22 protein-coding genes are annotated in these 23,281 nt (G+C 39.6%); 4 read left to right on the top strand and 18 right to left on the bottom strand.

Features of this window, described 5'->3' with window-relative positions; translation table 11 throughout:
• Positions 1 to 233: 233 nt before the first annotated feature.
• From F580_RS0120790 to F580_RS0120765, 5 genes are all read right to left on the bottom strand, one after another.
• Positions 234 to 1,514, bottom strand: a complete 1,281-nt coding sequence (locus F580_RS0120790; protein ID WP_019029695.1) for a TRAP transporter large permease — start codon at positions 1,512 to 1,514, stop codon at positions 234 to 236.
• Positions 1,514 to 2,047: a TRAP transporter small permease subunit gene (locus tag F580_RS0120785; protein WP_019029694.1), complete on the bottom strand. Its 534-nt coding sequence runs from the start codon at positions 2,045 to 2,047 to the stop codon at positions 1,514 to 1,516. Before F580_RS0120785 ends, F580_RS0120790 begins: the two co-directional genes overlap by 1 nt.
• A 101-nt stretch (positions 2,048 to 2,148) precedes the next feature.
• Positions 2,149 to 3,237 (bottom strand): TRAP transporter substrate-binding protein, encoded by a 1,089-nt coding sequence (locus F580_RS0120780; protein WP_019029693.1) that lies wholly within the window; start codon positions 3,235 to 3,237, stop codon positions 2,149 to 2,151.
• Positions 3,238 to 3,770: 533 nt separating this feature from the next.
• Positions 3,771 to 4,634, bottom strand: coding sequence for a 4-hydroxybenzoate octaprenyltransferase (gene ubiA / locus F580_RS0120770; protein WP_019029691.1), 864 nt, complete (start codon positions 4,632 to 4,634; stop codon positions 3,771 to 3,773).
• 72 nt (positions 4,635 to 4,706) lie between these two features.
• The gene (locus tag F580_RS0120765) at positions 4,707 to 5,300 is read right to left on the bottom strand and encodes a chorismate--pyruvate lyase family protein (RefSeq protein ID WP_019029690.1); all 594 of its coding nucleotides are present in this window, start codon (positions 5,298 to 5,300) and stop codon (positions 4,707 to 4,709) included.
• A gap of 185 nt (positions 5,301 to 5,485) precedes the next feature.
• Here F580_RS0120765 and F580_RS0120760 point away from each other — a divergent pair, with 185 nt between their 5' ends.
• Positions 5,486 to 5,875, top strand: a complete 390-nt coding sequence (locus F580_RS0120760) for a flagellar basal body-associated protein FliL (protein ID WP_019029689.1) — start codon at positions 5,486 to 5,488, stop codon at positions 5,873 to 5,875.
• A gap of 185 nt (positions 5,876 to 6,060) precedes the next feature.
• Here the strand turns inward: F580_RS0120760 and glpG are convergent, their stop codons facing one another.
• The 4 genes from glpG to F580_RS0120740 form a co-directional block, all read right to left on the bottom strand.
• The gene (glpG, locus tag F580_RS0120755; protein ID WP_019029688.1) at positions 6,061 to 6,951 is read right to left on the bottom strand and encodes a rhomboid family intramembrane serine protease GlpG; all 891 of its coding nucleotides are present in this window, start codon (positions 6,949 to 6,951) and stop codon (positions 6,061 to 6,063) included.
• A gap of 6 nt (positions 6,952 to 6,957) precedes the next feature.
• Positions 6,958 to 7,284, bottom strand: a complete 327-nt coding sequence (gene glpE / locus F580_RS0120750; RefSeq protein WP_019029687.1) for a thiosulfate sulfurtransferase GlpE — start codon at positions 7,282 to 7,284, stop codon at positions 6,958 to 6,960.
• Between the two features lie 136 nt (positions 7,285 to 7,420).
• The gene (gene tdh, locus F580_RS0120745) at positions 7,421 to 8,446 is read right to left on the bottom strand and encodes an L-threonine 3-dehydrogenase (protein ID WP_019029686.1); all 1,026 of its coding nucleotides are present in this window, start codon (positions 8,444 to 8,446) and stop codon (positions 7,421 to 7,423) included.
• Between the two features lie 178 nt (positions 8,447 to 8,624).
• Entirely contained in the window at positions 8,625 to 9,833 is a 1,209-nt protein-coding gene (locus tag F580_RS0120740) for a glycine C-acetyltransferase (RefSeq protein WP_019029684.1), read from the bottom strand.
• 190 nt (positions 9,834 to 10,023) lie between these two features.
• On the opposite strand from F580_RS0120740, the gene F580_RS0120735 reads away from it, so the two are divergent.
• Entirely contained in the window at positions 10,024 to 10,452 is a 429-nt protein-coding gene (locus tag F580_RS0120735; RefSeq protein ID WP_019029683.1) for an Lrp/AsnC family transcriptional regulator, read from the top strand.
• 48 nt (positions 10,453 to 10,500) lie between these two features.
• On the opposite strand, the gene F580_RS0120730 is transcribed toward F580_RS0120735, so the two are convergent.
• Positions 10,501 to 11,376 carry an alpha/beta hydrolase family protein gene (locus tag F580_RS0120730; RefSeq protein WP_157443200.1) on the bottom strand — a complete coding sequence of 292 codons (876 nt, stop codon included), beginning with the start codon at positions 11,374 to 11,376 and terminating at the stop codon, positions 10,501 to 10,503.
• 89 nt (positions 11,377 to 11,465) lie between these two features.
• On the opposite strand from F580_RS0120730, the gene waaA reads away from it, so the two are divergent.
• Both waaA and F580_RS0120720 read left to right on the top strand, forming a co-directional pair.
• On the top strand, positions 11,466 to 12,806 hold the full coding sequence (gene waaA / locus F580_RS0120725) for a lipid IV(A) 3-deoxy-D-manno-octulosonic acid transferase (RefSeq protein WP_019029681.1): 1,341 nt from the start codon (positions 11,466 to 11,468) through the stop codon (positions 12,804 to 12,806).
• On the top strand, positions 12,803 to 13,570 hold the full coding sequence (locus F580_RS0120720) for a 3-deoxy-D-manno-octulosonic acid kinase (protein ID WP_019029680.1): 768 nt from the start codon (positions 12,803 to 12,805) through the stop codon (positions 13,568 to 13,570). Before waaA ends, F580_RS0120720 begins: the two co-directional genes overlap by 4 nt.
• A 79-nt stretch (positions 13,571 to 13,649) precedes the next feature.
• Here the strand turns inward: F580_RS0120720 and F580_RS0120715 are convergent, their stop codons facing one another.
• From F580_RS0120715 to F580_RS0120680, 8 genes are all read right to left on the bottom strand, one after another.
• A complete protein-coding gene (locus F580_RS0120715) occupies positions 13,650 to 13,859 on the bottom strand; it encodes a hypothetical protein (RefSeq protein WP_019029679.1) in 210 nt (69 codons plus the stop codon).
• On the bottom strand, positions 13,852 to 14,100 hold the full coding sequence (locus F580_RS25120; RefSeq protein ID WP_019029678.1) for a hypothetical protein: 249 nt from the start codon (positions 14,098 to 14,100) through the stop codon (positions 13,852 to 13,854). Before F580_RS25120 ends, F580_RS0120715 begins: the two co-directional genes overlap by 8 nt.
• A gap of 124 nt (positions 14,101 to 14,224) precedes the next feature.
• Positions 14,225 to 15,529, bottom strand: coding sequence for a sensor histidine kinase (locus F580_RS0120705; RefSeq protein ID WP_019029677.1), 1,305 nt, complete (start codon positions 15,527 to 15,529; stop codon positions 14,225 to 14,227).
• A 3-nt stretch (positions 15,530 to 15,532) separates the two neighbouring features.
• Positions 15,533 to 16,921 carry a sigma-54-dependent transcriptional regulator gene (locus tag F580_RS0120700; protein WP_019029676.1) on the bottom strand — a complete coding sequence of 463 codons (1,389 nt, stop codon included), beginning with the start codon at positions 16,919 to 16,921 and terminating at the stop codon, positions 15,533 to 15,535.
• A gap of 129 nt (positions 16,922 to 17,050) precedes the next feature.
• Complete coding sequence (locus F580_RS0120695; protein ID WP_019029675.1) at positions 17,051 to 19,480, bottom strand: ADOP family duplicated permease; 2,430 nt, start codon at positions 19,478 to 19,480, stop codon at positions 17,051 to 17,053.
• Positions 19,481 to 19,489: 9 nt separating this feature from the next.
• The gene (locus tag F580_RS0120690; protein ID WP_019029674.1) at positions 19,490 to 20,206 is read right to left on the bottom strand and encodes an ABC transporter ATP-binding protein; all 717 of its coding nucleotides are present in this window, start codon (positions 20,204 to 20,206) and stop codon (positions 19,490 to 19,492) included.
• A 91-nt stretch (positions 20,207 to 20,297) separates the two neighbouring features.
• Complete coding sequence (locus F580_RS0120685) at positions 20,298 to 21,554, bottom strand: efflux RND transporter periplasmic adaptor subunit (RefSeq protein ID WP_019029673.1); 1,257 nt, start codon at positions 21,552 to 21,554, stop codon at positions 20,298 to 20,300.
• Between the two features lie 294 nt (positions 21,555 to 21,848).
• Positions 21,849 to 23,237: an alpha/beta hydrolase gene (locus F580_RS0120680; RefSeq protein WP_019029672.1), complete on the bottom strand. Its 1,389-nt coding sequence runs from the start codon at positions 23,235 to 23,237 to the stop codon at positions 21,849 to 21,851.
• Positions 23,238 to 23,281 lie beyond the last annotated feature (44 nt).

Here is a 23,281-nt window from a genome sequence, read left to right as displayed (position 1 = left end):
ATAAAATATATATCAACATTAGCAATTTTTCAATATAGAGCACAAAATGACCACGCAAGAAAAACCAATAAAAATCAATAAAAACAGCAACTAAGATATTACTGACTTTGCTACAGCAGCAGAGTAATTAAATTAAATTCAAAACCTGTGCCAACCGGTTGTCATCGAAAGATAAAGCCCTCAAAAAATATCAAGGACTATCAAAGACATAATTCATTTATCTCTTTAAAGCATTAAGAAATAATCAAATACTCAGGAAATAGTATCACCAATAACAACACCATTATTTGCATTAAAATAAAGGGTATTACACCTTTATAAATGGTAGTAGTTTTCATCCACTTAGGCGCGACGCCTTTTAAATAAAACAAGCTAAAACCAAAGGGAGGCGTTAAAAATGAGGTCTGTAAGTTCATTGAAATTAAAATGGCAAACCAAACTAAATTAATATCTAAGGCAATGGCTACCGGTAACAAAATAGGCACCACTAAAAAAGCAATTTCAATAAAATCGATAAAGAAACCTAAAATAAGAATAGCCAACATGGCTAAAATAATGAAAGTCCATTTACCGCCCGATAGCTCCATAAAGAAGTCTTCTATCAAATATTCACTGCCTGAGTAGCTAAATACCATGGAAAATGCTGTCGCGCCGATAAGTACAGCAAATACCATAGAGGTGACTTTCACCGTTTCTTTGGACACTTCATGCATTTTTGCAAACGAAAAACTGCCATACAAAAGTGATAATACTATCGCACCGACAGCGCCAATAGCCGATGATTCTGTTGGTGTGGCAATACCGGCAAATATAGAGCCAAGTACGGACAGAATGAGTACTAACGGTGGCACTATATCTTTTAGCGCTTGTACTAGTAACTCACGTTTACTCTCGGTAACCACAAGAGGAGGCATTAACTCGGGTTTGATCTTACCTAAAATTAAAATATAAACCGTATAAAAAATCACTAATAACATACCCGGTATCACCGCAGCACGGAATAAGTCCCCCACAGGCACACCCATCACATCTCCTAAAATAATTAAGATGATAGAAGGGGGAATAATTTGCCCTAAGGTGCCCGAGGCACAAATAACACCCGCCGCTGTCGGTTGATGGTAATTATTTTTCAACATAACAGGTAATGAAATAACGCCCATGGCAACGACACTAGCGCCAACTACGCCGGTTGATGCGGCCAATAAAGCACCAACAATAATCGTTGAAACCGCCACACCGCCGGCAATACCACCAAAAAGTTTAGCGGATGATTCTAACAGGCGTTCGGCCAAACCGGTTTTTTGTAAAACTATGCCCATAAAAATAAACATAGGCACAGCCATTAAAATGGTGTTTTCCATAATTGCCATAATGCGATAAGGCATAAAAGCAAACAGATCTACGCCAAGCACGGCAACACCGACAATCAATGATACGCCAGCAAAGGTAAAAGCAACGGAATAGCCTAAAAACAAACAAATCAAAGCGATAGCAAAAAGTACGATACCCGTCATTATGCTGCTCCTTCTTCGCTAGGCGGATTGCTTACATCTTCATTGGTTAATACTTGAATATTGCTGAGCAGCACATGAATAATAGCTAAGACCAGAAAAATTGACGATACAGGAATAACACTACGGACAATCCAACGGTGCGGTAAACCACCGGGATCGGCACTGCCTTCGCCCATTTGATAGGCTTCAAAAGTGTAGTCATAGCTAAAATAGAGTATCAGTAAAGTGATCGGCAAAGCGAAAAATAGTGAACCAAAAATATTAATAACGGCCTGTTTTTTCGCTGACATAGCATCGTAAAAAATATCGACACGTACATGAGCATCTTCCTTTAAGGTATAGGCGATACCAAACATAAACATAGCAGCAAATAAATGCCACTCTAACTCTTGCATGCCGATACTGACGTCATTAAAAAAATAACGCATGATGACGTCATAAAACACATTGGCAATCATCAGCACCATCAATAGGCTGCAAAGATTACCTAAAGCATCGATAATTTTACCGATAATTTTCAAGCTAGTATTCATGTTAAGGCTCAATTTTTCATTCAAAAACAAAATAATAAAAGAAAAGCTGCTAACTCACGAGAACTAACAGCTTTAGTGACCACTAGGGATAAAGTAATAACTTACTTACTATCAAAGTTATCCAGATAAGCCCGATCAGACAAATTAGTCCAAGCACGCACCTGATGTTTATAATCATTTAATGATTTTAAAATCTCTGCTGTCATTGGATCTTTCGCCGCAAACTCTGTTAATAACTCGTCATTGGTTTTCTTAATGGCATTCATCACACTTTTAGGAAAAGAACGCATTTTTACGTTAGGGTAATCTTTTTTCAAGGTCGCTAAATTTACACCACTGGCATGCATAGATTGTGCATACATGTCATAGGCTGCGGCTTTCATCGCCACGGTTAAGATTTTTTGTAAATCTTTAGGCAATGAATTATAAGCTTTTTCATTAACCATAAATTGCAACTCAGTACCTGGCTCATGCCAACCAGTATAGTAGTATGGTGCGATTTTATGAAAACCCATACGTAAATCTAATGAGGGTCCAACCCACTCTAACGCATCAATGGTATTGCGCTCTAGTGCTGTGTATAACTCACCCGATGGTATATTGGTTGGCTTAGCACCTAATTTTGCTAATACTTCACCGGCAAAACCAGGGATACGCATTTTCAGCCCTTTCAAGTCTTCAATGCTATTAATCTCTTTTTTAAACCAACCGCCCATTTGGTTACCGGTATTACCGCCAGGGTATGACAAAATGCCATACTGATCGTAAACTTTTTTCATTAACTCCATACCGCCACCGTAATAGAACCAAGCATGTTGCTCAGACGCTATCATGCCAAAAGGTACGGTAGTAAAAAACATGGTATTAAAGTTTTTTCCTTTCCAATAATAAGAGGCAGAATGACCCATTTGATATTGGCCGCTCTTCACAAAGTCAAAAATACCTAAAGCTGACTTATGCTTATTAGATGAATCAATGCGAATGGTTAATCGGCCATTGGACATTTCTTTGACCATTTTGGCCATATTTTTCGTGGTATCGCCAAAAATAGGAAAGTTAGGCCCCCAGGTTTCTGCTAAACGCCAACGATATTTTTTCTCATCATCTGCATGAGCTAGGGCAGAGAGCCCTAGCGAGGATATTCCAATCGAAACGACTAAAGCCGCCTTTAAAAACATTGATTTGTTCATCTGTTGTTTCCCTTAACTGATTGTCATTAATTATTTTTATAAATGGTGTACAGATTCCATGGAGCTAATACCAAAAGGTATAACTAGTTGTACTGTGCTTTTATTAAACAATGCAACTAGACATAAGTAGTAGTCGTTAACTCGCTAGTCACTCTCTTAGTTAATATTGCTAACTTTTCAGTGATTGAAATTCACACCATTGGTAGTACTATAATTAACACTAACCGTTAAAAAAACCAAGATATACAGTAAGATGAGTGGTCAAAACTGGGAAATTAATGAATTAGCTTACGGGTTAACTATTAGCTAGAGTAGGCAGGAACTAAGGAAGGTGAGAGTATGTTCACTAACTTAAAAAAATTACTTTTTTTGGCGCGAGGGGCTTTTGTCGAAATGGGGCATAGTGAAGCCGTTGTTAAGCACAACGACTTCAAGCTTAGTTATTATCGATACTAAGGGGTTGAGAGCCCCAGCAACCTTTGACGATTATCTAATGAGCTTAAACTAAGGAGCTTAAACCAAAGTATTGATGATTATAAATACTCAATCGTTATACCAACAAAAACAACTAACCCGACCCAATGATTATGCAAGAAGGCTTGGAAACAGGCTTTAGGCTCTCTATTCACGATCAGTAGCTGTTGATAGCTAAACAGGCCCGCCGCAACAATAAGAGAGAGCTGATAGGGCCAACCAAAGGCCAGTATATCGCCAACCGTCCATAATAAAGCGAGGGTCATTAATTGTAAAAAACCAACAATACGCTTATCATTTTCAGCAAATAAAATCGCGGTAGATTTCACCCCTATTTTTAGATCATCCTCTCTATCAACCATGGCATACATTGTATCGTAAGCAACGGTCCAACATAGGTTAGCAAAAAATAGTAACCAAGCAACGAGTGGTATCTGCCCTTGTGCTTCTGAAAATGCCATGATCATGCCCCAACTAAAGGCAGCCCCTAAAACGACTTGTGGCAGTTGGGTATAACGTTTCATAAACGGATAAATCGCCGCTAAAAATAACGCTACAATAGATAAATAGATAGTCGGCCAGCTCAGGGTCAGCACTAAACCCAGCGCCATACCAATTAACAGACCAAATAAATTAATCGCCTCGGTAGCGGTCATCATGCCATTAACCAAAGGTCTATTTTTAGTGCGCTCAACCTGGCCATCTATTTTTCTGTCGGCGTAATCATTAATGACACAACCCGCACTACGCATAATAAATACCCCGAGACTAAACACCAACAGCATGTGCAGGCTTGGCCAACCATCGCTAGCAATCCACAGCGCCCAATACGTTGGCCACAACAGTAGATAAGTACCAATGGGCTTATCCATACGGGTAATTAATTTAATCGCTAACCATTTTTTTTGAATTTTTTTCAGCATTTATCGGTGTCTTTTAAGTTTTTTTAATAGGGCTTTATCAAGGTCTTGATTGAATTCATACGGCCTCAGCGCTTATTGATACGCAAACGCATTAGGTAAAAACACCTCAGCGACCATCAAGGGTTTATTCTCCAAGATAAAGATAGAGCGACGCCCCCACAGTTCTTGTGTAGGTAAATCCGTTAATTGCGCGGCTAAAGCGGCAACACTAGAATCACAGCCAAAAGAAGACAGCTCTAACCGTTGGCGTTGTAATGACGGGTTATTAAACAGCACTTGCCCTAAGGGTTGCTCACCTAAATTAGCGAGTGCTTGTTCTTTACCGGTTAAGGTTGCTAAAGGTAATAAGCTACGGGCAAATACTTGTGGGATATTATCGCAATATAAAATGACTTCACGCACTAAAATAGGCTCCCCTACTTTAATAATGTTACAAGCCTCTTGGGCTGAACATAACTGTTGCTGCTCACCGACTACTTTCACGCGAAAGTTGGTACAGTGGCTTTTCAAACGTGCGGTTAGTGAACCTTCATCGAGCAACCAACTGGTAAGTCGCGCGGACAGCAGAGATAAGCCTTCATCATCAGGTGACTGCCACTGCCCCGCTAACGTTATAGGGAAGGCGACAGGAAAAGTTAGCGGTGAGTTCACAGTTTTCTGCTTCATAAATCTGCTTGATAGAATAATCGATAGTTAGAATCGTCGCTATAGTAGCAGACCTGAAAGGTAAACTCATTTATCTCAATCAAGGTGATAAAAAAATCGTAATTTTGTAAAAAATAATCAGGTAAAAGACCAAAATAAGGTTATCATAAGGTTAAGTTTCACCACTCTCAAGCGACTGTTATCTTATGTTTAAGTATCTATTCCTCTTTGTTGTTCTACTCACTTTAAGCACGAATGCGCCTCAAGCCAAAGCTAGCGATTATGCTTACTACGGGTTTGAGCCTGATATCGTCACTAACTATGTCGCGGTGAAAAAGAAAATGGGTTATGTGCGCTTAACGGTGGAGTTAATGGTGGCTGGTGATGATTTAACCATAGTTGAGCACCATGCACCGTTATTACGCGATGCTATTATCAATATTATTGGCCAACAAAATGAAGCTAAAATAAAGTCGATGAAAGGCCGAGCTGAGATCCAGCTGCAATGTGAAGAGCAAGTAAAAGAGTTACTTATTAAAGAGACTGGCCATCCCTTGATTAAAAAATTACTCTTTACCCAATGGTTAGATAACTAATTAACCTCAACTCTGGATAATGAATGTTAGTTTTTATAAGTACTTATTTATTATCAACCACATAGCATAAACACCTATGCTATAAGTTTATTTATTCGTCTCAATATTGATAGTTTTGGCGATATCAGCGTTGAGGTCAATGACCTAAGACTTAGCTAATCACCCCTAAAGCCCTTGTGGAAGCGTTACTTTTTAGGGGTTGTGCCGATGACCTTTACGGTAAACAACGCTAAAAAACAGCCGGAGAGTAAACCCAACAAATGCGCGGTATTAGCTACATTTACCGGTAATAAATCAACAAAACCAAGTACTAACCAAAAAAGCAGAAAGCCAACCAATGGCTTAGAAAGTGTCAAACCTCGCTCTGGTGCTAAATAACCAAACCACCAAACAAAACCGACTAGCGCATACACCACGCCAGATAAACCACCAAAATTGGACCCTGAAACTAAGTACTGTCCTAGATTAGAAACAATCGCCGAGATCAGTAGTATATTTATTAGCGTCGCTTTTCCTAAGGTTTTTTCAATGCTGCCGCCCAATTGCCACCACCACATGGTATTAAAAACAATATGCAGCCAAGAAAAATGAAAAAATGCCGGACCAATTAAACGTAGCGGCTCTGCTAAAAAAGCATCAAGTGATAGTTGCGGATAAAACTGTAAGCTATTGAAAATTGTTTGTGCCCAGCCAAGTTCACTGCCAAGAAAAACTAGCCAACAAAGACTAAAAACCAATAGAGTTACCATACCCGCATGGGCTAAAAAACTTTCTTTGAAGCTTTTTAACAAACTGAAGTCATCGGCATTTAAGGTGACTGTTTCACCTCTATCCCAAGCCGCTTGTTGATATTTATCGGCATAGGGTTGCAAAATAAAGGCATCAAACTCTACTTTGCCTTGAGCGATCTTATCTGCTGGACAGAAGATAACATAACCTTGCTCGGGGTGAGATTTAAGCTGTGCTTGGATACCCAAAGATTGTAAGTAATTACTGAACAATAAGGCAATATTATGATCTTTCAGTTGAACGAGTGGCTGTAAAGCATCTGTATTTTGTGCAGACTCACTTGTCATCAGTAACTATCGCTCAATATTATCAGGAAATTGAGTTTGCCATTGAGTAAAACCGCCGTCAAGAGAGTAGACGTCGGTAAAGTCTTGGCTAATTAGAAATTGTGCCGCTTGTTGACTTGAGATACCGTGATAACAACAAACAACTAACGGTGCATCCAGATCTGCGGCACGTAAAAAATCAGCCATCGATTCATTAGTTAAATTAATCGCGTCAGTAATGCGACCATTGGCAAAGGAATTTTCATCTCGAATATCGACAACAACATGTGATTTATCCGCCATAACTGCTTGTAGCTCACTGACTGACATATGTTTGAAATTATTCTCTGACACTATTTATTCCTCAATAAATGACTGTCGTGATGACAGTCATTTTTATATTATTCTACGTTAACTGTAGCGTTAAGTTTAGCTTTTAATCGAAACGCTAGCTAGTAGCTAGCGTTTCATCACCGTTATTCTACCGAATTTAAGTCCAATCTAAAATGACCTTGCCCGATTGACCTGAGCGCATCATATCAAAGCCTTGTTGGAAGTCATCAATATTGAAATGATGAGTGATAATTGGCGATAAATCTAAACCCGATTGAATCAAGCTTGCCATCTTGTACCAGGTCTCAAACATTTCACGGCCATAAATACCTTTAATGGTTAAACCTTTAAAAATAACTTGGCTCCAATCAATGGCCATTTCGCCACCAGGAATGCCTAACATGGCGATTTTCCCGCCATTATTCATATTTTCTAACATGGAGGTAAACGCCATTGGCACACCTGACATTTCCATGCCAACATCAAAACCTTCATTCATGCCTAACTCTTTCATGACATCTTCTAGTTTTTCTGTACTGACATTTACCGCACGAGTAGCACCCATTTTTCTGGCTAGATCAAGGCGATATTCATTAATGTCTGTGATAACGACATGGCGAGCACCAACATGTTTAGCAACTGCCGCCGCCATAATACCAATAGGTCCTGCACCGGTGATTAAGACATCTTCACCAACCAAATCAAATGACAAGGCAGTATGAACAGCATTACCAAAAGGGTCGAAGATAGCCGCTAAATCATCTGAAATTTCATCGGGTAACTTAAACGCATTGAACGCTGGAATCACTAGATATTCGGCAAACGAACCTTCACGATCAACACCAACTCCAACCGTATTACGACATAAATGCGTTTTGCCACCACGACAGTTACGACAATGACCACAAGTGATATGACCTTCACCAGAAACTCGGTCACCAATATTAAAGCCTTTTACTTCTTGGCCAATACCTACTACTTCACCCGCATATTCATGACCAACTACCATAGGGGTAGGGATCGTTTTTTGTGCCCATTCATCCCAATTGTAAATATGGATATCCGTACCACAAATCGCGGTTTTTTTGATTTTTATCAGCAGATCGTTATGACCTGGTTTTGGCTTTGCTGTGTTTGTTAGCCAGATGCCCGGCTCTGCTTTTAATTTACTTAATGATTTCATTATCGCTCTCTATCTTAGTGATATTCAACTTGTTATAAGCGGTATAGCCGGTCAGTTTTGATTCGAAAACCGGCCATACAGTAGTCATAAGGCATTGCTAATGAGCTGCTTTAATTAAGCAACTATTATGAGCCACTTTGTCTAAGGCTTTTTATTAGGATTTCTATTAGATTCTCTATTAGATAATAGCCATCTCTTTACCGATACGGGTAAAGGCTTCAATCGCATGGTCTAGCTGTGCTTTAGAGTGTGCAGCCGAAATTTGAGTACGAATTCTAGCTTGCCCTTTTGGTACCACAGGGAAAGAAAAACCGATAACATAAATACCTTCAGCTAATAAACGCTCAGCCATGGCACTCGCCACTTTAGCATCGCCTAACATAACGGGTACAATCGCATGGTCTGCACCGGCACAAGTAAAACCAGCGGCTTCCATACTTTTACGGAAATAAGCGGCATTATCTTTGAGTGTTTTACGTAGCTCGCCACCTTCAGCTAATAGTTCAAGTACTTTCAATGAGGCATTAACAATCGCTGGTGCTAGTGAATTTGAAAATAAGTAAGGACGAGAGCGCTGGCGTAACCATTCAACGACTTCTTTTTTCGCTGCGGTAAAACCACCTGAAGCGCCACCCATGGCTTTACCTAAAGTACCGGTGATGATATCGACACGACCCATCACGTCGCAGTACTCATGGCTACCACGACCTTCTTCACCAACAAAGCCTACCGCATGAGAATCATCAACCATTACCATAGCATTGTACTTATCAGCTAAATCACAAACACCTTTTAAGTTGGCAATTACACCATCCATTGAGAAAACACCATCAGTAGCAATTAACTTGAAGCGCGCGCCTGCAGCATCAGCTTCAATTAAACTTTGCTCTAGTGCAGCCATGTCATTGTTGGCATAACGGAAACGCTTAGCTTTACATAAACGCACACCATCTATAATAGAAGCATGGTTCAAAGCATCACTAATAATAGCGTCATCAGGGCCTAATAATGTTTCAAATAAACCGCCGTTGGCATCAAAGCAAGAAGAATACAAAATGGTATCTTCCATACCTAGAAATTTACTGATGCCTTGCTCTAACGTTTTATGAATATCTTGTGTACCACAAATAAAGCGTACTGACGCCATACCAAAACCATGCTCATCTAAACCTGTTTTGGCTGCAGCGATTAATTCAGGGTGATTGGCTAAACCTAAATAGTTATTGGCACAAAAGTTAATTACTTGCTCACCACTGGCAACAGCAATTTTTGCTTGCTGTGCTGTAGTAATAATACGTTCCGCCTTGTATAAGCCATCTTCTTTTACTTGCTCTATTTGTGCGGTTAAATGCGAGTAAAAATCTTTCGTTGATGCAGAATCAGTCATGTAAATTCCTTAAATAATTATTGTGGTTTAATAAAGATATTATCAACTCAGTGGCTACTACAATATAAGTGACATTACTTGATGATATGACCTTTTTTATAGTAAAATTGACACCCTTACCTATCAAAGTGTAAGTTATTAACGGTATTGTGCATGTAGTTTGAGTATATTCATTAAAGGGGAGTGTAGTTTGTTAACCGAAAAAGACGAAGAATTACTGTCAATATTACGACTAAATGCTAGAGCCAGTGTGTCAGATATCGCCAGAGCAACAGGTGTTTCTAGAACCGCGATACAAAATCGACTCAATAAGCTTGAAAATAATAATGTTATTAAAGGCTACAGCGTAGTGCTTGGCAGCGCCTATAGCAGTGGTTTAATTTCTTCTAACGTGTCATTAAAAGTAAAGCCAAACTTACGAAAGACCATTTGCATCGCCTTAAGGAAAGTCCATCAAATTAGTCATATCCATTCTATCAGTGGGGAATATGACTTGTTGGTTATCATACAAACTAGCACATTAGAAAAACTGAGTGAGGTACTCAATATGCTCTGCTCAACGGAAGGTGTAGAAAGAACCAACTCTGCTATTATTCTTGATACCATCTTTGAGCGTTAGCCCTACCATTTCGCCCTACCAAGGCTTATTTAAACCTTGGCCCTTGCTTTAGCGCAGCGTAAATTTCAACCACTGGGCGATATCATTAACCAAATATTTATTGCCCCTAATGACCTGATAATTTAGCCGACCGCCTTTGTACACTTGTAATTTTGAATGCCTAGCACCATTCCAAGTAAAGAGCTCCTGAGCGGTAGCATAACTCATAGCATCCTGAGCAGAGCTAATAAAATAACTTTGGATATCGACCAAGTTTTTATAACGTTCTTTATCCGCATATGACATATCAGGGGTGATTAACACCATGGAATTTAAATGTACTTTTTCTGCTAAGCCAACAGCATAAGCGCTTGCACAACCACTCGCGACAATAGATATCCCCTGGTTTTTATCAACTTTAGCTCGCAAATATTGATAAGCAGCCAATAAATCATCAGACCAATATGACATTAAAACGGCAACTTCAGTTTGGTAACTCATAAAATCAGTAGCATTCTGTTTCACAGCTAATGCCGAATACCCCTGAGCAACACTACTGCCATAACCGCGAAAATCGAGTGATAAGGTATGTAAACCTTGCTCGGCAATGCTTATCGATAAGTTATTATATTTTGTCCGGTCACTTTGACAGTCATGTAAAACAATGACACCGGGCATATTTTTAGCTGAGGCTTTATTCGGCAAAAATCGATAGTCTGCCGTTAGGAGAAAGTCATGTTCTGGCCGTGCTTTAAATTTTACTTGGTATTGCAGAGCGGGATCAATTTTGGTTGGTTTAGCTGGCGCTTTTACTTGCGGGTTATCTTTGAAGAAAGAGTTCTGTGCATCAACAGACATTGGTATGCTATAAACAGACAAGAGACATAGATAAGCAAGGTGCTTTACTTGACAAAGTGCGGTGATTTTCATTAATTTTTTCTGCATGCTTTTTACTATCATAATTGCTAACGCTTATTTGGAAACCCTTTGGTATAATCTACCGATAAATTTATTATAGAGCAATATTCACCGATATGATTTTCTTACTAATTTACCGTATTTTATTAGTACTTTTACTGCCCGTAGTGTTGATATTATTACTGGTTCGCTCTAAAAACAATAAAGCCTACCGTCAAAGGTTGCTAGAACGCTTCGGCCTATTTCCAAAGCCTTATCAACAAGGTGGCATCGTTGTGCATGCTGCCAGTGTTGGCGAAGTTATCGCCCTCAAAAGTTTTATTGAAAAGTTATTACTCACCTACCCCAACTTACCCATTACCATTACTGCCTTTACTCCCACAGGCTCAGCACAAATTACTAAGTTATTTGGCGAACGCGTGCAACATGGCTACCTGCCGCTAGATTTATTTCCCTGTACGGCACTATTTTTACAGCGACTAAAACCTAAAATGATGATCTTTATGGAAACCGAATTATGGCCAAATTTAATTTCACAATGCTCAAATCAAGGCATTAAACTAGTATTGATTAATGCTCGCTTATCTAAAAAGTCTTTAGTCAGCTATCAAAAAATTGGCCCGCTTATTAAGCCCTGCCTAAACCGCTTCGATAAAATCCTTACCCAAAGCCAAGAAAACTTAGGCCACTTCATACAACTAGGCGCACCAGCAAGCCGCTGTGTTAATAGTGGTAACTTAAAATTTGATATAAGCATCAACCAACAAGTCATGATAAAAAAGGCTGAGTTAGCCAAATTACTTTTTGCAGATGATAATCAGGCTAAAAGAACTGTCTGGTTAATCGCTAGCACCCATGAAGGCGACGAGACAATTGCCTTGGCCGCTTTTAAAGAATTATTACCACAGTATCCACAATTATTATTAGTACTCGTACCGCGACACCCTGAGCGTTTTGAGCACGTCGCCAAACTTTGCCTCGAGCAAGGCTTGTCATTGGCCAAACGTAGTGAGAATACTGTGATAACTGATAAACAAGTATGGTTACTCGACAGCCTTGGCGAATTAATGGCGGCCTTTGCCTTAAGTGACATTGTTACTATGGGTGGTAGCTTTAGTGAGGTTGGTGGCCATAACCCGCTAGAGCCGGCGTTATTTAATAAGCCCGTCATCGTTGGTCACAACATGAGTAATTTCAACGAAATAATGCAACAACTAAGACAAGCAGATGCCATTATTGAACTCTCCAATAATACTGAGACTAACCCTTCTAGCAAACAATTAGCCAATGAAGTGAGGCAATTATTACAACAGCCAGAACAGCAAAAAGCGCGCGGAGCAAAGGCATTAAAAGTGGTACTCGCAAATCAAGGCGCCAGTGATAAAACTTTAGCGTATGTACAAAACCTACTAGTCACGCACCCGGTTGAGACTAAGTCATTAGGAGATAACTCTTGAGCCAAGCGATAAATAGCGAACAATTCTCTAAACTTGAACAAGATAAGGCGACTTGTTTTTTCAACAACACCCTGATTACTAATTTCACTGTCGAGATGCTCAACCCTAGCTACTGGCAGAAAGCAGGAGCTGTCACGGGTTCTGCACAAGGTCGTGGTACCACTTGGTTTGTTGCTTATCATGATCAAAATAATCGCCAACATGATTGGGTCTTACGTCATTATTATCGTGGTGGATTAATCGGTAAAATCATTAGAGACTCCTACTGGTTCAACGGCTTAAAGAATACCCGTGCGGCGGCGGAATTTGCCCTGCTGCGTCATATGCAAACCCTACAACTTCCCTCTCCTGAGCCTATTGCCTATCGTGTTATTCACCATGGTTTAACTTACCAAGCCGACTTATTATCAAGCCGAATTCAACACGCAGAAGATTTAGTGGCAATATTAACGAAAAAGCCTTTAACTGATGAGGTTTGGCAACGTATTGGCGCTACCATTAAACGTTTTCACCATCACGGTATTTATCACCATGACTTAAATAGCCATAATATTTTACTCGATGATAAAGAACAGGTATTTTTAATCGATTTTGATCGTGGGGAATTACGCACCAACCCAGTGAATACTCATTGGAAACAAGCCAATATGGCGCGTTTACAGCGTTCATTCTTAAAAGAATTAAATAAGCTAGCGCAGTTTTATTTTACTGAACAAAACTGGCAAACATTAATGGCTGGTTATCAAAAAAACACCCCTAAATAGACCGATATTTCAGCGGGTAATTATGTCATTTTTATAAGACGAAAGTAGTGCTTGCTCGGTATTTAATGATGAGATGACTTTACTCGTCCGGCGATTTTTGTGAGTCTTTATTTGCCACGATTTTATTTAGGTAACGATCGATTGTCGCTTTAGCTGAAGCCGTTAAACCGCCTTTGCCGTGCTGATCTTTTAATAAGCATTCAACGTGGGAAAATAATTGGTCAACATTTACCTCAACCTTCGCTGAATTACTTCCGGTGACGTTTAAATTTTCAGCCTGCTTATTCATTGTTTTTCTTATCAATAGGGTTACCAAACAAATTTAGCCAGGTATCACTTTTCTGACCTAAAGCCATTAACCGATGAAAATAGCTTTTCGAAATAGAGTGGCCTTTAAAGATGTCTATAAGACCACATATTATTGATACCGGGCTTAACAACAAGTCGCGAACAGCATCCATCGCTAGCTTAGCTTGAAAAATAAGCATATCTCTAATCAAGGTCCAACGTGAGATTTCAGGTTCATGCATCAACTATCTCCCTTCAATACCAATTTCATTAAATTATTACTCACTTGTGGGGGTAAAATACGCTTAAATATTTGACAGCTAGCCAAGCACAACATCTTAAAATAGCTCAGAACAAGCTTAGCCTTTATCTCGGTAAATTAATCTCAACCTGACAACCACCTTCAGCTCTATTCGATAAACGTAACTGACCTTGATGGCCTTCAATGATTTGTTTACACAACGACAAGCCAATGCCTGTTCCCTCTGCTTTGGTGGTAAATAAGGGCACAAAAATATTATCTAAATTTTGTATACCTGGGCCCTTATCGAGAATATAGAGAAGAACTTGATTAGCCTTAACCTTTATTAATAAATCAATTTCGCTATTTTTTTCTGAGGCTTCATGGGCATTTTTTAACAGGTTAATTAGGCATTGCTCAAACTGGGCAACATCAATCAACAGCTCCATTTTACTAGGTAAACTCAAATTTACCGGATAATTTAGTAATGATACCAACTGCTCAATAACAGGAATGATATCGACTGATTGAAGTTTCGGTTTCGGCAAGTGAGTGAGTACCCGATAACCGGCAAGAAAGTGCTTTAAACTGGTTGCTCTATCTTGAATAACCTTTAAACCTAATTGAATATCTTCTTTATCTTCACGTTCAATATCACTTCGAGCAGTTAATTTATCTAATGTTGAAGCTAACGAGATAATCGGTGCTAATGAGTTATTAATTTCATGACTTAATACTCTGACCAAATTCTTCCATGCTTCTTGCTCTTGTTGGCTGAGTAATAAATCTAAATCTGAAAAAATATATAAGCTATGTTGCTTACCTTGATCACGAAAACCGTCTTTGAAAATATGCCAACGGGCGGTGCGAGAGCCGAAAGTCAGTTTTTCTATCGAATTAGAGCTCAGTTCACTCAATTGCCCTAAATTGACATCCGCTAATGTTTTATGGCGCAATTTAGACTCATTTAATCCCAGTAATAACTCTGTTTCTGGGTTTACCATGGTAATTTTACCCTGTTGATCACAGGCAATAATGGCCACTTTAATTTGTTTAATCACCTTAGCTAGCAGTAACTGACTCTCTTTAAAGTCATAACGAGCAGTGGTGAGTGAATCCGCTAATTTATTGACCTGTCTAATTAAATCACTGTGGCCGCTCTGCCCTACTTCAGCTTTACCACGCAAGGAAAAGTCACCAATATTCAACGCTTCGATAAGGTTGGCCAGTGAAATAAACTGGTCTTTAATATCATAGTAAAAATGATGAAAAGAAAAGCCGACCATGGCTGACAAGAAAATAGTCACCAACGCCTGTAAATAAAAAGAGCTGTCTATGTACCACAATAAAAACAGTGCCAGAAAGTAGCTAGGTAAAATAGCCCATAATACCGTGGTGAATATGCGTTTTTCAAAAGGACCAGTAAACATGAATTAGAGTCCAAATTTATCTAAGCGACGGTAAAAAGCGCTGCGACTCATTGCCAAAGATTTTGCGGCATCAGAAGCATTACCTTTATTGAGCCTTAACCGTTGCTCAATCACTGTTTTTTCAATGTCATCCATGGTCATTTCATCGTCAAAATCACCTTGCTTAGCGAAAGTGGCTTCGGGTGTTGCTGCCCCCTCAACTTCAACCAACATTAAATGCTCAGTAAGGATTTCATCACTGGCTAATAAGGTCGCTCTTTCTAGGGTATGACTTAACTCCCTGACATTGCCTGGCCATGGGTAAGCTAATAATTGCTGTTCCGCTTGAACTGACAACTTAGGCTTGGCTTTTTTATATCGAGTCGCACATTTCGCTATAAAGGCTTCCGCCATAGGTAAAATATCCTCAAGGCGTGCTTTTAATGGCGGAATTTCAACAACAAAGGTATTCAAACGGAAGAGTAAATCTTGGCGAAAGCTTTTATCTTTTACCATTTGTAGTAAATCACTATTGGTCGCACTGATCACTCTAATGTTTGCTTGTTGAGTTTTACTGGCACCCACTTTTTCATATTGGTGCTCTTCTAATAGCCTAAGCAGTTTAGCTTGCTGAGCTAAGGGGATGTTGGCAATCTCATCTAAAAATAACGTGCCGTGCTCTGCTAACTCAACGCGGCCAATCCGATTCTCCTTGGCATCGGTAAAAGCGCCCTTAACATGACCAAACATTTCACTTTCAAATAAAGAATCGGTGATTGCGCCCATATTAACCGAGACAAAGGTATTATCTGCACGCAGACTCAATTGATGAATATGATTGGCCAATAAGCTTTTACCTGTGCCGTTTTCGCCAGTAATTAAAATATTGATATCAGCCGGGGCAATTTGCTCAAGGGTAGTAAGCAAGCTTTTCATTGCTGGGGACTCAGCCACCATGTCATTACCATCTAACACCGCAATTTGCTGCTTTAAGTTATTATTTTCTTCGGTGAGTTTTAAATTATTTTTAGTTTGTCGACGTAGCGCTAGTTGATTGTTAATCACCGATAACAACCGATCATTTTCCCAAGGTTTTTGAATGAAATCGCCCGCGCCAGACTGCATTACTTGTACGGCAATTTCAACGGTAGCCCAACCGGTCATACAAACTACCGCTAAATCAGCATCATAATCTTTCAGCTTTTGGGTAAGCGCTAACCCTTCCAAACCTGAGGTAGTATCTAGCTGATAATTAAGATCAATTAACGCCAAATCTATTTCTTTAGATTTTATTAAGAACTCAACTTCAGCAGGACTGGTAGCCGTTGTGACCTTAAAACCTTCACTTTTTAAAAATAAGCGTAAAGCGGCAACTATGCTGGCATCATCATCTGCGATAAGGATATGGGACACAAAAACTTCCTGTTATTAAGTAAACGGCTTAAATTCTTTCTATTAAGTGAGAAAGTACTATGACAAAAAGCCTTTTCTAAGAAAAGGCTTTTTAATATTTAGTTAATTTCGATTCTGTTTAGGATGAAATTATTCATGTCTTAACGCTTCACATGGTTCCATTTTAAGCGCTCTACTTACCGGGTAGTACACCGCCAGTAAAATAATAAAGCTGATAAAAGCTGGCACAGAGAAATATAGCATAAGCGAGCCTTGTGCTATTGAAGACTCTTCTAACATAGTCACTAGTGCCACTCCCATTGGTACACCAATCGCTAAACCGATAACTAACTGCTTTAAGCCTTGTTTGATAAAGTATTTATAAATATCACTGTTATCTGCACCCAACGCTCTTCTAATGCCAATTTCTTGGGTTTTTTGTATGATGGTATTCGACATCACGCCATAAATACCGCTAAACGCCAAGACCATAGACGCGGCAGCAAACACCAGAAAGAGCTCACTAACAAAGTTCATACCGGCATTACGGCCAATAATAGAGTTTCGTAAGGTTTTAATATCGTAAGCTGGCGCATCACGTTCGACTTTTTGAATACTATCGGCAACTATTTTCGCTAAATTAGGCACGTTTTGCGCATCGCTTGCGACTGTTTTAATAACCACTGACATAAAACGTTTAGGGGTTTGCTGTATAGAGATAAACGCGGTTGGTTTTTCAATATTAAATGACATTGGCTGGCCATGAATAACATCATTAACTACACCAATAACGGTATACCAATCGTTATCTGTTTCAATAAACTTAAAACGTTTACCCAGTGCGACACCGTCTTTGAAGAATTTATTGACAAACTTATCGGTAACCACTGCGGTTAATGGGCTGCCTATTTTATCTCTTGAGTCGAAAAGTCGACCTTCGCGTAAGTTAATAGTCATGACGGAGAAGTAATTATGGTCAACGCCAACAGAGCTTGAACTTGGGTATTGCGGTTTTTTACCGTAATCAACACCCTCAAGTAAAATGTTTTGATAACTAGCACCATTACCCGGTATTGTTCGAGTTAAACTTACCGCCGAAATTTCAGGCTCGGCCAATAAAGTGGCCTTTAAGTTTTGATAATACTGTAATCTTTTTTCATCACTTTTATATTCAGCCTCAGGCAAGCCAACACGCGCTGTGAATATATCTTCAATCGTAGTGCCATAGTCAATATTGTTCTGCTGATTTACCGAATAGACCATGCCTGTTGAAAGCAATAACAAGGCACAAGACAAAACGACTTCAGAAATAACAATCATTTTACTTAATCTACCCGATGCTTTGCTTTGAGCGCCACGAGTACCATCTCTTAAAGTGGCATTAAAATCGCCAGAGGTGGCCTTAAGAGCGGGTAATATTCCAGTAATAAGTGCCGTAACTAAGGTAATCACTATCGCCGCTATAATAGAGCTTTGAGTAATCTGAATATTCCACCAAAAAGGCGGATCAAAAGGAAATGAAGACAATAAATCTTTATTGGCGACCTCTAGCCACAAACCGGCAAAAAGTACCGCTAAAACCCCAGAAATAGTACAAATAAGGGTAGATTCCCACATCATCTGCATGATCAATCTTGATCGAGGCGCACCTAATGCAGTGCGAATAGCGGTTTCTTTACCTTTTTCTATTGCTCTTGAAAACAATAAGTTACCAACATTTATACAAGCCAGTAATAAGATAAAACCTACCGCTAACTCCATGGCGAGTATAATAGTAGGCGTGCCGCTACCCATCGCTGCTGATTGTAAAGTCCAAACATGCGCCGAAGTATTTGAATTAAGTTTAGGGTAACTTTCTTCTAACTCTGCCATTAAACTGCGTAACTCAGCGTTGGCTTGTTCATCACTAATACCTGGCTTTAAAACACCATAGACAGCAACATAATCACCATCTTTACGGGCAATGCCTTTAGCTGTGGTGGTATAAGGTAGCCAAATTCTACCCGCACTCGGAAATTGATAACTATCGGGCATAACACCAACAATGGTGGTTGGCTCAGTATTTATTCTTAACTTTTTACCTAAAATATCTTTATCGCCCGCAAACATATTTTGCCACAGTGTGTGGCTAATAAGTGTCACCGGCTCAGCACCTGACAAACCATCGTCATTGGTTAATAAGCGACCTAATTGTGGTTTGGCTTCAGATATTTCAAAGAAGCTTTCTTTTACGTAGTGTCCTGTGTATTTCACCGCGCGGTCAGTTGTACTAAGATTAACTGTGCCTTGATCATAGGCATCAAATACCTCATAACTTTGCACACGCTTTTTTATATCTTCAAAATCATGAACCCTAAAGCTAGTACCTTGGTACTGCATGCCATTGTATATAGTATCAACCGCTCTTATGCGTTCGCCATTTTCAAAAGGCAGTGGCGCAACTAATGAACCATGAATAAAGCTAAACATGTAAATACATAATGTTAAACCTGTGGTCATCACAAAAATAGTTAACGCGGTAAACTTAGGGTTTTTAATCAAGGTTCGAAACGCGAAATTTATATCTGACAAAATATTCATCATTTATCCTTAAGCCACAGCTTCTTCAATATGAGTTTCAGAGGTAGGTGAGTCAGAAACAATACGACCATCAAAAATTTCAATAATACGCTCAGCACGTTTAGCACCACGAGGGTCATGAGTCACCATACAAATAGTTGCGCCTTCGGCATGTAACTTATCAAGTAAAGCCATCACCAATTCAGCATTTTTCGAATCAAGGTTACCCGTAGGTTCATCCGCTAAAATTATTGATGGGTTGCCGGCAATAGCACGCGCTACCGCAACACGTTGCTGTTGACCACCTGATAATTGCGACGGGTAATGTTTGGTGCGATGACCCATATCGACTTTCTCGAGTGCTGCAGTGACTAGCTCAGTACGTTCTGTTTTACTTAAGTCTTTGCGATACGTTAATGGCAGCGCAACATTCTCAGCAACCGTTAATTCGCTGATTAAGTTAAAAGATTGAAAAACAAAACCAATCTCTTTATTACGTATTGCCGCTCTTTGCTTAGCATTAATATCAACGACATCATGACCATTTAAGGTATAACAGCCTTCAGAGCTAGTATCTAACAAACCCAATATTGATAAGAGTGTTGACTTACCACACCCCGACGGACCAGCAATAGATAAGTATTCCCCTTGCTTAATCTCTAAATTAATATCACTCAGCGCATGTGTTTCTACTTCATCGGTAGAGAATACTTTTTTTAGGTTGGCTAACTTAATTAATGTCTTCATTGGTTATCCCTTTGTTAATCTTGATGTTGTTAGTTGTAATTGTTTAATTATTTTTTTCTTGGCTAGTTATTGGTTTGCACTGGTTGCCGCTTTAATTCAGCGCAACTTGTTTATGGCGTTCAAAGCTACTTTGCTCTGACACTATGATTCGGTCTCCCGCTTTTAATCCGCTAAGTATTTCTATATCAATACTCGACGATAAGCCGAATTGCACCTGCGTTTGTCTGGCGCTGTTTTGTTCGTTATTAAGTAAGTAAATAGACATGGTTTGATTGGCTTGAGAAAAAGCCGGACGTCGAACGAATATGCTATTTTTCTTCTGGGTTATGTATATTTCACCGTCGATAGAAAGATCAGGTCTTGCTTCATCGGGTAATGTTGAGGTGAGTTCAACATCTACTTGTACCGTGCCATTCACTACTGCTGGGTCGATACGAATGACCTTGCCTTGTATTTGACTAAAACGAGTATCAACGCTGACATGTTGGCCAATAATGATATCGCCAGCATTGAGTTCAGGTACTTTTAATTCGGCAATTAAATCGCCTTTCTTAGCAAACTTGGCTATGTTGCCGCCAATAGCAACACGTTGACCTAACTCAAGTGGCATAGCTTGTAATACACCCGCTACAGGCGCTTCAACATTAAGAGAGGCAAGTTGAAATTGCGCTCTTTCATAGCGCTTTTTTAGCTTATTAAGTAAGGCGATTTGTGCTTCAAATTGTGCCGCCAAATTAAGTAATAACTGCTTTGCTCTCATTTCATTAATTTCAATGGTTTTGACCAGCTGATTAACCGTTAGTTTTGATGAGGCAAAATCCAATTTTGACACTGTAGAGTTACCCACTTTGATTAACTTCGCTTCAGCATCCAAGCGCATTTTTGCTTTTTCGTATTGCATTTGTGTTTCTAAAGTACTGGCTTTCATATCAAGTACCTGTGTGTCGTGACCAACCTTTAATGCGCGGGTTTGTGCTTGCATCGCTGCAACTTCCCAGTGCAACTCCTCTACTTTTTGGTCTAACTCAGGATTAACCAACTCAACAATTAATTGTCCTTTGTCAACATGTGCTCCTGGTTTGACTAAAATACGTTCAACCTTGCCAGCGACTGTACTGGCAACCCAACGTACATCCCTAGGGGCTAAAATACCGGGTCCTGAAATTTTAATATCAAAATCGCCCTGCTCAACCACAGCAGTAACAACCGAGTTTTTTTGTACCGTAAAACCTGCAAAGCGCATTTGTGAACTAGCGATCAATAAACCAGCCAGTGCAACTACGCCTGCAGCGGTAATGAACTTTATATTTTTATAAATGGGCTTTTTAGCTTTTTTAATGATGTCCATAACAGACCTAAATTACTTTTGAATATAGTGTTAACTAAGCGAAAGTTGTGCCATAAAAAATAACATTATAAAACAGTCAGTTACATCAATTGGTTGGTTTGTTGAGTTGACCCATCCCACTTTTGGGATGAGTAAAATGAAAATTCATCCCAAATTAGGGATGCTTAACAGGGGCTTTAACTTGAGTGGATAAAATACGCGCGCTAACGCAGAGTGGATTCCAGAGCAGTGACCTCTGGAATGACCTATAGCCAGATGCTGTTATATTTTAAGCACGGAGGTGAAATACGTGCGCTAATCACTCACTGATAGCTGAGTTGCCCTCAAAAACCCGGTCATCGTTGCAAGCATATGTTGATAATATGGATTGTAAGTTAACCTTTGCAGAGGTTGTTCTTTATTAAGATTCTCTGGGCGAAGCTCACCTTTAATGGTCTTACTTGCCTCTTTGCATTCTTGATAACGTGCAGGCTCTGTTTGATAATGACCACAATTTCGGTATTGCCCGGCAGCGCCATAATGTGGGTTATCTGGGGCATTAGTTGTCGCGGTATGCGCGATATCAAAAATGCCTTCACATATTTCACCGGCTGAACAACTCGGCACCATGACCTTAATACTTGTTAGTAACGTTGGCGGTAAACTGCCTTTATCGCCATAATAAATCAGGGCACTTTTTTTGGTTTTCGCTGTACTTGCCTGTTGTTGCCACTGCTCTATCAAGAGCAAAGTTTGCTTGGTATTTATGGTTTGATCATGTTCACTTGCTACGACAAAGAGTGGAATATCATGCAGTACACGATCGTCCATGGCGTTTTCCCCGACGATACGGCTCATTATGCCATGTACTTGTGCGGCGGCGTTGTAAGGAAAAGATTCATATTTAGCAAAATCAATATCAGCATCCAGATCAATCCAGTCAACAAAAGGAATATAGTCAACATATTGCGCTAGCCAAGCTGAATCATTTTTTGCCTTTGAAGCCGGTGACCACATCAACAAGCCTTTAATTTTTTTGTTAGCCACCGGCTGTTGCATTAAATAATCAAAAATAAGCGCTCCACCGGTAGAAAAACCACCTAGATAGACTTGTTCAAAATCATGCAATGTAGTCTCGATAGCAAATTTAGTCGCGTGCTGCCATTCCTGGTAGCTAACATCTAGCAAGCCAGAAGGTGCTGTACCGTGGCCTGGCAACAATAATGTTCTGACGGTAAAACCTTGTTGGTAGAAGAATTGCGCCAGATCATGAAATATAAAAGGTGAGTCAGTTAAGCCGTGAATAAGTAAAATAGCTTTTTCTTTATTCCCTTGGGGTAATTCGAACGGCGCTATTAATTGACTTATTTCAGGGGTAGCTGACCAGTTATTCTGTTTAGCTAACTGCTGATAAGTATCGGTAATAATAGGACAAGGCATAGTAGCTCGCGGATTTTTATCGGCGATAAGCCGCTGGCTTGCGGTAATATATTGCTGGTAACTTGTTAGCTCGGTAAAGTTAATGCTTGATAAGCCTTGGCTTTGGCGATGACTGCCTTCTTCGGCAGTAAAGCGATACTTACCTGAATCAGTTAACGCGACAAAATCCCCCTGAATGCTCAAACAATCTTGTGGTTCTTGGCCAAATGACCAAGTACTTACCATCCAGAGTAATAATAACGTGTACTTAGTGACATTTTTCATCATGATTCCTGTGAGTTTAAATTGGTCTTATTCGCTATCTAAGC

It is taken from the genome of Colwellia piezophila ATCC BAA-637, assembly GCF_000378625.1.
Taxonomy (GTDB): Bacteria; Pseudomonadota; Gammaproteobacteria; order Enterobacterales; family Alteromonadaceae; genus Colwellia; species Colwellia piezophila.
The sequence above is the reverse complement of the archived record's forward strand: the minus strand, read 5'-3'. Positions and strand labels throughout refer to the sequence as shown.

Bases quoted from the DNA above. Each gene is read 5' to 3' on its own strand.
- F580_RS0120790 (WP_019029695.1), bottom strand. From the start codon at position 1,514: ATGACGGGTATCGTACTTTTTGCTATCGCTTTGATTTGTTTGTTTTTA.
- F580_RS0120785 (WP_019029694.1), bottom strand. From the start codon at position 2,047: ATGAATACTAGCTTGAAAATTATCGGTAAAATTATCGATGCTTTAGGT.
- F580_RS0120780 (WP_019029693.1), bottom strand. From the start codon at position 3,237: ATGAACAAATCAATGTTTTTAAAGGCGGCTTTAGTCGTTTCGATTGGA.
- ubiA (WP_019029691.1), bottom strand. From the start codon at position 4,634: ATGCTGAAAAAAATTCAAAAAAAATGGTTAGCGATTAAATTAATTACC.
- F580_RS0120765 (WP_019029690.1), bottom strand. From the start codon at position 5,300: ATGAAGCAGAAAACTGTGAACTCACCGCTAACTTTTCCTGTCGCCTTC.
- F580_RS0120760 (WP_019029689.1), top strand. From the start codon at position 5,486: ATGTTTAAGTATCTATTCCTCTTTGTTGTTCTACTCACTTTAAGCACG.
- glpG (WP_019029688.1), bottom strand. From the start codon at position 6,951: ATGACAAGTGAGTCTGCACAAAATACAGATGCTTTACAGCCACTCGTT.
- tdh (WP_019029686.1), bottom strand. From the start codon at position 8,446: ATGAAATCATTAAGTAAATTAAAAGCAGAGCCGGGCATCTGGCTAACA.
- F580_RS0120740 (WP_019029684.1), bottom strand. From the start codon at position 9,833: ATGACTGATTCTGCATCAACGAAAGATTTTTACTCGCATTTAACCGCA.
- F580_RS0120730 (WP_157443200.1), bottom strand. From the start codon at position 11,376: ATGCAGAAAAAATTAATGAAAATCACCGCACTTTGTCAAGTAAAGCAC.
- waaA (WP_019029681.1), top strand. From the start codon at position 11,466: ATGATTTTCTTACTAATTTACCGTATTTTATTAGTACTTTTACTGCCC.
- F580_RS0120715 (WP_019029679.1), bottom strand. From the start codon at position 13,859: ATGAATAAGCAGGCTGAAAATTTAAACGTCACCGGAAGTAATTCAGCG.
- F580_RS25120 (WP_019029678.1), bottom strand. From the start codon at position 14,100: ATGCATGAACCTGAAATCTCACGTTGGACCTTGATTAGAGATATGCTT.
- F580_RS0120705 (WP_019029677.1), bottom strand. From the start codon at position 15,529: ATGTTTACTGGTCCTTTTGAAAAACGCATATTCACCACGGTATTATGG.
- F580_RS0120695 (WP_019029675.1), bottom strand. From the start codon at position 19,480: ATGAATATTTTGTCAGATATAAATTTCGCGTTTCGAACCTTGATTAAA.
- F580_RS0120690 (WP_019029674.1), bottom strand. From the start codon at position 20,206: ATGAAGACATTAATTAAGTTAGCCAACCTAAAAAAAGTATTCTCTACC.
- F580_RS0120685 (WP_019029673.1), bottom strand. From the start codon at position 21,554: ATGGACATCATTAAAAAAGCTAAAAAGCCCATTTATAAAAATATAAAG.
- F580_RS0120680 (WP_019029672.1), bottom strand. From the start codon at position 23,237: ATGAAAAATGTCACTAAGTACACGTTATTATTACTCTGGATGGTAAGT.